Raw genomic sequence first — 8,390 nt, 5'->3', positions numbered from 1 at the left:
CGTGTGGAACGGCGGTAATGGCACGTGGGTCGTCGCCTGGGATTGCTATCACCAGTTCAACAACCTCAACCAGCTCTGGTACGTCGGACCGAACGGCAACCCGACAGGCGCCATCTGGGCAGCCGGGGGCCGGGTGCTCGATCCGGTGTGGCAGAACATCGGCAGCAACGGCACCCCGATGCAGCTGTGGGACAACTACAACAGCGCCAGCCAGCAGTGGCGGCTGGTCTACTACTACTAGCGGATCCGCTTGCACAGTGAGGAGCGGCTCTTCCGGGTCCTGAAGGGAGCGGAGGAGCCGCGCCGCCACGATGAACGATCAGGCGTCGACGGCCACCGCGTGCACGTTCACCCCTTCCGCCGCGACCCCTGGGCCGAGGAGGCTGATGCCGAGCAGGGTGACCGCAGTGGTGACGATCACCTGGAAAGCGGTCGACGTCGCGCTGTTGGCGGTGATGCGGGCCGTGCGGACGTTCTCCGGAGAGGCCTCGATCGCTAGCAGATACTCCGTTAAACGGAGTCAGGACAAGACTGGTTTTCTCGGCTGGAAGAGCCAGGCGTCGAAGAGCGAGTCGAGCTGCTTGCCTGACAGCTTCTCCGCGAGTTCGATGAACTGCGGCGTTGTGACATATCCGTACTTGTAGCGAGCGGTCCATTCCTTTAGGAGTTTGAAGAAGACGGCGTCTCCGACGCTCTTGCGCAGCGCGTGCAGCGTCATACCGCCACGCGTGTAGACCGACTCGTTGAACAGGTCGTTCGGCCGGGCGCTGCCAGGCGCGTAGTCCCACATCTGGTCGGTGGCCGGCCTGGCGTAGTAGGCGTCGAACACGCTCTGCGCGCTCGCCTTGCCCTTGTGTTCCGACCAGAGCCACTCGGCGTAGGTGGCGAAGCCCTCGTTGAGCCAGAGGTCCTTCCATCGCTTGATGGACAGGCTGTCGCCGAACCACTGGTGGGCCAGCTCGTGGGCGACGATACTCTCCTGGGGCCGGAAGCCGCCGTACATCGGCTTGGTCTGGTTCTCCAATGCGTAGCCCGCGGCGAAGTCGTCGATGACGCCGCCCGTGGACGAGAACGGGTAGGGGCCGAAGACCGTGCTCCAGTAATCGGTCACCTCGCCCGAGGTGGTGTAGAGCCCGTCGAGCGCCGACGCGAACTTCGGATCGACGGCGGTCAGATTGGGGATGCCCGTCGCGGTCGTGCCCTTGCGCAGCTCGAACTTGCCCAGCGTCATCGTCGCCAGGTACGTCACCATCGGATGCTTCTCCGACCAGGTGAACGTGGTCTTGCCGCCGCTCGTGACGGGCTGCCCGGTCTGCTCGCCGTTCGCCAGCGCCGTCAGCCCCTGCGGCACGGTCAGCTCGAAGTCGAAGCGAGCCTTGTCGGCGGGGTGGTCGTTGGCGGGGAACCAGGTCTTGGCGCCGTTGGGCTGGCAGGCGACGAAGGCGCCGTCAGCGGTCGGGATGAAGCCGTAGGTGCCGAGGTTGGACGAGTCCCTGACCGGCTTGGGCGTGCCCTCGTAGGCGACGGTGACGGTGAAGAAGCGGTTCACGCGCAGCCGTTGGAGGGGGATCACCGTCAGCTCGCTGCCGCTGCGCTCGAACGTGGCCCGCATCCCGTCCACCTTGACCTCGCCCACCTCGAAGCCCGACAGGTCGAGGTTGAAGCGCGACATCGACTGCGTGGCCCTGGCGTGGATCGAGGCCAGCCCGGTCAGGTGCTTGGCGGCGGGGTCGTAATCGACTTTGAGTCGGTAGCGCGCCACGTCGTAGCCGCCGTTGCCGTCCGAGGGGAAGTCGGGGTCGCCGATGCCCTGCCCCGGCACGCGCGGCACCGCCGCCGGAGGAACGGGCGAGGCGGACGGAGCCATGGCCCCGTCGGAAGGGGCGCAGGCGACCGCCCCGAGAAGTATCAGGAGCACAGCACAGCGCATGGTCAAGCAGCCTACGCGAGGCATTGCCGCCGGTCAGGCATCTACGACCAGGGTGTTCGCGGCCTTGTCGTGCAGGGCCTGCTTGCGCGCGTCGAACAGGATCCAACCGACATCGATGATGCCCAGACAGCACAGAACATCCAGAACGGCGGCGACCAGTTGCCTGATCGCCGCCTGCCCGACGGTGATCGGCTGGCCCGTGTCGGCGACCACCCGCATCCCGAACAGCTTCTTGCCCAGGGTCTGCCCGTGCCAGTAGGCGTGCAGCAGCCAGTAGTAGAGGAAGGCGACCACCGCCGCGACGAAGCCGTGCTGCACCGGCACGCGCTCCCACACGTCCTTCGAGGAGTCCCAGACGTACTGCCAGCTGGTCCAGCTGAAGGGCGCCGAGATGACGCTGACGATGACGATGTCGACGATCCCGGCGAACAGTCGTCGCCAACGTCCTGCGAGAGGTGGCATGATCTGGTGATCACCCACCTCTGGCCAGGACAAACATCTACAGGTTGCCGCGGCGCTCCTGCTCGCGCTCGATCGCCTCGAACAGCGCCTTGAAGTTGCCCTTGCCGAAGCCGAGCGAGCCGTGCCGCTCGATCAGTTCGAAGAACACCGTCGGACGGTCCTGCACCGGCTTGGTGAAGATCTGCAGCAGGTAGCCGTCCTCGTCGCGGTCCACGAGGATCTTGCGCTTCTTCAGCTCCTCGATCGGCGCCCGCACCTCGCCGATCCTGGCGCGCAGCTCGGGGTCGTCGTAGTAGGAGTCGGGGGTGTCGAGGAACTCCACGCCCGCGGCCCGCATGTTGTCGACGGTGGTGAGGATGTCGTTGGTGGCCAGCGCGATGTGCTGCACGCCAGGGCCGCCGTAGAACTCCAGGTACTCGTCGATCTGCGACTTCTTACGGCTGATCGCGGGCTCGTTGAGCGGGAACTTGACCTTGCGCGTGCCGTCCGCGACGACCTTCGACATCAGCGCGGAGTACTCGGTGGCGATGTCGTCGCCGACGAACTCCGCCATGTTGGTGAAGCCCATCACGTTCCGGTAGAACTCGACCCACTCGTCCATCTTGCCGAGCTCGACGTTGCCCACGCAGTGGTCGACCGCCTGGAAGAACCGCTTGGCGGGCGGTGCCACCATCGGCTCGGCGGGGCGGTATCCGGGCAGGTAGGCGCCCGAGTAGTTGGACCTGTCGACCAAGGTGTGCCTGGTCTCGCCGTAGGTGGCGATGGCCGCGATCACGACCTTGCCGCTCTCGTCCTCCATCGTGTACGGCTCGGCAAGCCCGCGGGCGCCGCGCGCGACGGCGTGCTCGTAGGCCGCCTCCACGTCGGGCACCTCGATGGCCAGGTCGATCACGCCGTCACCGTGCTCGGCGACGTGGCGGGCCAGGTCGACGCGGTGTCCACGGTCGCCGGCTTCGAGCTCTCCGGCCGGGCTCGTGCGCTGAGGCCGTACCGACGAGCGGAACTCGAACCGCGCACCACCCGAGGTCAGCACATAGGCCACCTCGTCCCTGCTGCCGTTCTCGGGGCCGCGGTAGGCGACCAGCTTCATCCCGAACGCGGTGGAGTAGTAGTGAGCCGCCTGCTTGGCGTTGCCCACGGCGAACACCACGGCGTCCATGCCCTTGACCGGAAACTCATCGCTCATACCGACAACTGTCGATTTATCTGGACTGCTTGTGCAACTGTCACTTGAAACAGTGGACAATTTGTCCATGACCATCGACGATCTGGACGCCAAACTGCTCAGTCTGCTCTCCACCGAGCCACGCCTCGGAGTTCTGGAGTATTCCCGCAGGCTCGGCGTCGCCCGCGGCACCGTTCAGGCGCGACTCGACCGAATGCTCGCCAGGGGGGTCATCACCGGTTTCGGCCCCGACGTCTCGGCCGCGGCGCTCGGCTACGACGTGACCGCGTTCGTGACCATGGAGATCCGCCAGGTCAGCGGCCACGATCCGGTCGCCGACCAGCTCGCGCGCATACCCGAGGTGCTGGAGGTCCACACCATCACCGGCGGCAGCGACCTGCTGTGCAGGGTCGTGGCGCGCAGCAACGCCGACCTCCAGCGGGTCATCGACCAAATCGTCGCCGTGCAAGGGGTTCTGCGGACTTCCTCGGTGATCGTACTCGACACTCCGGTGCCATACCGGGTTATGCCGTTGGTCACGGATGTACCACGACGAGGGGGTCTAAAGCCGTAGCATCGTTACCGATCGTTTATTCTTGGCCTTCCGCCCAGCTGACGGGGGTTTGCTGAGCTTGCGATCGGGGGAGTCTGTGGCGAAGAGCATGCGGAGACGGCGGATACTCCGCTGGGCGGCGATCGCCTTCGGCGCCGGGATCCTCGCCCTCGTCGGTCTCTTCGGGGTCGCGTGGGCGATGACGCCGATTCCGGACAGCACCCAGAAGGAAGCCACCGCGCAGGGCTCGGTGATCTACTACCGCGACGGCAAGACCGTCCTCGCCAAGCAGGGCGTCAACCGTAAGAACGTCAAGCTCGGCCAGGTGCCCGCGCACGTGCGCGAGGCCGTCATCGCCGCCGAGAACCGCTCCTTCTACAGCGACAGCGGCGTGTCCTTCAAGGGCACCGCCCGCGCCGTCTGGTCCACCGTCACGGGCCAGCAGTTGCAGGGCGGCTCCACGATCACCCAGCAGATGGTCCGCAACTACTACAGCGGCCTCAGTCAGGAACGCTCCTTCACCAGGAAGTTCAAGGAGATCCTGATCTCCATCAAGGTCGACCAGTCCAAGTCGAAGGACTGGGTCCTTGAGCAGTACCTCAACACGATCTACTTCGGCAGGGGCGCCAACGGCATCCAGGCCGCCGCCCAGGCGTACTACGGCAAGAACGTCGAGGACCTGACCGTCGCCGAGGGCGCCTACCTGGCCGCGGTCATCCAGCAGCCCAGCAGGTTCGCCGACCCCAAGGCCGGCGACCTCGACGCCGCCACGGCGCGCTGGAAGGCGATCGTCGACGCCATGGTGCAGACCCGCGCCATCACCGCCCAGGACGCAGCCAAGCAGGTCTTCCCCGCGCTGAAGAAGCCCAGGGCCGCCTTCGCGCTCAAGGGCCAGGACCAGGTCATGGTCGACAGGGTCCGCGAGGAGCTCAACGCCCGCGGCTACACCGACGAGCACATCGACAACGGCGGCCTCAAGATCGTGACCACCTTCGACAAGAACCTCATGGGCGCGGCCGAGCGCGCGGTGAAGTCCGTGCTGCCCGAGTCCACGTCCAAGAAGGTGCGCACCGGGCTGGCCGCGGTCGACCCCGCGACCGGCGAGGTCGTCGCCTTCTACGGCGGGCGCAAGGACCAGTCGTGGGACAACGCCTTCTCGGCCAAGGTCCAGGCGGGCTCGACGTTCAAGCCGTACACGCTGGCGACCGCCCTCGACAACGGCTTCGACCTCTCGACCACGGTCAACGGCAACTCGCCCATTTCCGTGCGCGGCGCCTCCCAGCCCATCCCGAACGACAGCGGGCGCTCCTACGGCTACATCGACCTGGTCCGCGCCACCCAGAACTCCGTCAACACCGCCTTCGTCGACCTCGGCCAGAAGGTCGGCCTCGACAAGGTCGCCAAGACCGCCGAGGCGGCCGGGATCCCCGCGAGCCAGGTCGAGCCGCACAAGATCGCGGCCTCGTTCCCGCTCGGCGTCGCCTCGGTCAGCGCGGTCCAGAACGCCTCCGGGTTCGCCAGCTTCGCCAACGGCGGCGTCCACATGGAGACCCACGTCATCAAGTCGGTGACCGACGCCAACGGCAAGAAGTCGGTCGTCAAGCCCAAGTCGACGACCGTGGTCGGCAAGCAGGCCGCCGCCGACGCGATCTACGCCATGGAGCAGGTCGTCAACTACGGCACCGGCACCGGCGCCCGCCTCTACGATCGGCCCGTCGCGGGCAAGACCGGCACCACCGACAGCTCGGGCGCGGTCTGGTTCAACGGCTTCACCCCGCAGCTGGCCGCCGCGGTCAACATGTTCCGCGACGACAACAAGACCGTCGAGGTCCCCGGATACGGCGTGCAGTTCGGCGGCCAGCTGCCCGCGCGCATCTGGAAGGCCTTCATGACGGAGGCACTCGACGGCAAGCCCGTCGAGCAGTTCCCCGAGCCTTCGCAATACGGCTACGACAGCTGGGACCCCCAGGACCAGCGCGGCGACGACCAAGGGTTCGACAACGGCTACAACACGCGCGACAACCCCTACAACAACGAGTGGAACGGCGAGCGCCAGGACGACCCGCAGGACACGCCGCAGCCCGACCAGACGTCGCCCCCCGAGAACCCGGTCATCCCAGAGGAGACCGATCGGGGCGACGCCAACAACTCGGACGGCCCGCCCACCGACGCGCCGGCCGAGCCCGACCAGCTCGACGACACCTCAAGCGGGCCCGGACGCCGATAGCTGGGCCCGCAGGTCGGCGGGGTTGGTCACGGGAAGTTCGCAGGTGAACCCCCTGCAGACGTAGGCCGCCGGCGCCCCTCCGACCAACCCCCGCCCATCAAGCAGCGGAACCCTGCCCCAGGCTCCGGCCTCAGGCTCTCCGGCCGCGTCCCTCTCGTCCGCCGTCGCGGCCTCGTGGCCGAGGGCGATGACCATGCCGGGGACGTCGGCCAGCAGCGCCGCCCGGTGCAGCGCCCTCGTGCGCGGATCGTCGGCGGGCCCGACGATCGCCACCTCCACCGGCCCTGCCAGCGCTGCCTGCGCCGCCGCCAGACCCCACCCGGCGAATCTCGCATGCCCCGTCGCCAGCACCGACACCGTCCCCAGCGCCGACTCCGCCGCCTCCCTGTGCCGCGCCGACCCGGTCAACGCCGCATACGACAGCAACGCCCCCGCCGCCGCGAACTGTCCCGAAGGCGTCGCGTTGTCCGTCGGATCCTGCGGCCGCTGGAACAGCCGCTCGGCGTCGTCGGCCGTATCGAAGAAACCACCCGACTCATCCGCGAACCGGGACAGAATCACCTCCAGCAACCGCCCCGCCAGCGCGAACCACCGCACCTCGCCCGTCACCCCGTACAGCGCGAGCAACCCCTCGGCCAGGTCGGCGTAGTCCTCGAGCACGCCCGCGTTCCGCCCCGCGTGCCCGTCGCGCGAGGTCCTCAGCAGCCGGTCGCCGTCGACGTGCGCCTCCTCCAGCAGCACCGCGGCCTCCCGCGCCGCCTCGACCAGCTCGGGTCGCTCGAACACCGCCCCCGTCTCCGCGAGCGCCGCGATGGCCAGGCCGTTCCACGCCGCGACCACCTTGTCGTCGCGGCCGGGCCGTACCCGCTGGTCCCTGGCGGCCATCAGCCGCGCCCGCACCCGCGCGAACCTGTCGGCGTCGTCGGGGGCGTGCAGCAGCTGCAGCACCGACGTGCCGTGCTCGAACGTGCCCTTCACCTCGAACAGCTCGATCGCCCATCCCGCGTCCTCAGGCTCGAGGACCTCGTGCAGTTGAGCGGGCGTCCAGACGTAGAACCTGCCCTCCTCGCCCTCACTGTCGGCGTCGAGCGCCGAGGCGAACCCGCCCTCCGGCGTACGCATCTCCCTCAGCAGCCAGTCGGCGGTCTCCAACGCGATCCGCCTGGCCTGCGGCGCGCCCGTGGCCTTCCACCAGTGTGTGTAGACCCGCAGCAGCAGCGCGTTGTCGTAGAGCATCTTCTCGAAGTGCGGCACCACCCACTCGGCGTCCACGCTGTAACGCGCGAACCCGCCCCCGAGCTGGTCGTAGATCCCGCCCCTCGCCATCGCCTCCAGCGTCCTGCCCGCCATCTCCCGCGCCACGGCCGCGCCGTCGCCCTCGTACCTCAGCAGGAACTCCAGCGCCATCGACGGCGGGAACTTCGGCGCTCCCCCGAACCCGCCGTGCGCCTGGTCGAACGACTGCATCAGGTTCTGTACGGCCAGCGTCAGCGTCTCGCGCGTCGGCACGGAACCGCTCGGCAGCGTCGAACCGCCGGTGAGCGCCTCGACGACCTTCGACCCCTGCTCGAGCACCTGCTCCCTGTCCCCGACCCACGCGTTGTGCACTCCCACGAGCAGCCGCTGGAACTGAGGCTTCGGGAAGTAGGTGCCGCAGTAGAACGGGTGCCCCTCCGGCGTCGCGAACACCGTCATCGGCCACCCGCCACGTTGCGTCATGGCCTGCGTGGCGCTCATGTAGACGGCGTCGACGTCCGGCCGCTCCTCGCGGTCGACCTTGACGTTGACGAAGCGCTCGTTCATGAGGCGGGCGGTCTCGGCGTCCTCGAAACTCTCATGGGCCATGACATGACACCAATGACAAGCCGAGTAGCCGACCGAGATCAGCAGCGGGACGTCACGTCGGCGCGCCTCCTCGAACGCCTCCTCACCCCACTCGAACCAGTCGACCGGGTTGTCGGCGTGCTGCTGAAGATAGGGGCTGGTGGCGTGCTTCAGCCTGTTCATGAAACCAGCCTCTCACGCGCGTCCCGACCTGCCGTCGCTCCGCCCG

6 protein-coding genes and 1 pseudogene are annotated in these 8,390 nt (G+C 67.9%); 3 read left to right on the top strand and 4 right to left on the bottom strand.

The annotated features are described in order from the left end of the window. Positions 1–241, top strand: a pseudogene (locus AB0B45_RS28100) (hypothetical protein); the annotation flags it as partial. Between the two features lie 279 nt (positions 242–520). Here the strand turns inward: AB0B45_RS28100 and AB0B45_RS28095 are convergent. The 3 genes from AB0B45_RS28095 to hppD are packed head-to-tail and all read right to left on the bottom strand — an operon-like array spanning position 521 to position 3,578. Next, a complete protein-coding gene (locus AB0B45_RS28095; protein WP_358136269.1) occupies positions 521–1,918 on the bottom strand; it encodes a M1 family metallopeptidase in 1,398 nt (465 codons plus the stop codon). Positions 1,919–1,963: 45 nt separating this feature from the next. Next, positions 1,964–2,392 (bottom strand): RDD family protein, encoded by a 429-nt coding sequence (locus tag AB0B45_RS28090; RefSeq protein ID WP_358136267.1) that lies wholly within the window; start codon positions 2,390–2,392, stop codon positions 1,964–1,966. A gap of 37 nt (positions 2,393–2,429) precedes the next feature. Further along, positions 2,430–3,578 carry a 4-hydroxyphenylpyruvate dioxygenase gene (gene hppD / locus AB0B45_RS28085; protein ID WP_358136264.1) on the bottom strand — a complete coding sequence of 383 codons (1,149 nt, stop codon included), beginning with the start codon at positions 3,576–3,578 and terminating at the stop codon, positions 2,430–2,432. A gap of 67 nt (positions 3,579–3,645) precedes the next feature. Between hppD and AB0B45_RS28080 the strand changes: the two genes are divergently transcribed. Further along, entirely contained in the window at positions 3,646–4,131 is a 486-nt protein-coding gene (locus tag AB0B45_RS28080; protein ID WP_358136262.1) for an Lrp/AsnC family transcriptional regulator, read from the top strand. A gap of 88 nt (positions 4,132–4,219) precedes the next feature. Next, the gene (locus tag AB0B45_RS28075) at positions 4,220–6,337 is read left to right on the top strand and encodes a transglycosylase domain-containing protein (RefSeq protein ID WP_358136260.1); all 2,118 of its coding nucleotides are present in this window, start codon (positions 4,220–4,222) and stop codon (positions 6,335–6,337) included. Here AB0B45_RS28075 and AB0B45_RS28070 read toward each other — a convergent pair. Further along, complete coding sequence (locus AB0B45_RS28070; protein ID WP_358136258.1) at positions 6,314–8,344, bottom strand: thioredoxin domain-containing protein; 2,031 nt, start codon at positions 8,342–8,344, stop codon at positions 6,314–6,316. The two genes, AB0B45_RS28075 and AB0B45_RS28070, sit on opposite strands and share 24 nt — an antisense overlap. Between the last annotated feature and the right edge of the window lie 46 nt (positions 8,345–8,390).

The organism is Nonomuraea sp. NPDC049152, from assembly GCF_040648355.1.
In the GTDB taxonomy this organism is placed as follows: domain Bacteria; phylum Actinomycetota; class Actinomycetes; order Streptosporangiales; family Streptosporangiaceae; genus Nonomuraea.
The sequence above is the reverse complement of the archived record's forward strand: the minus strand, read 5'-3'. Positions and strand labels throughout refer to the sequence as shown.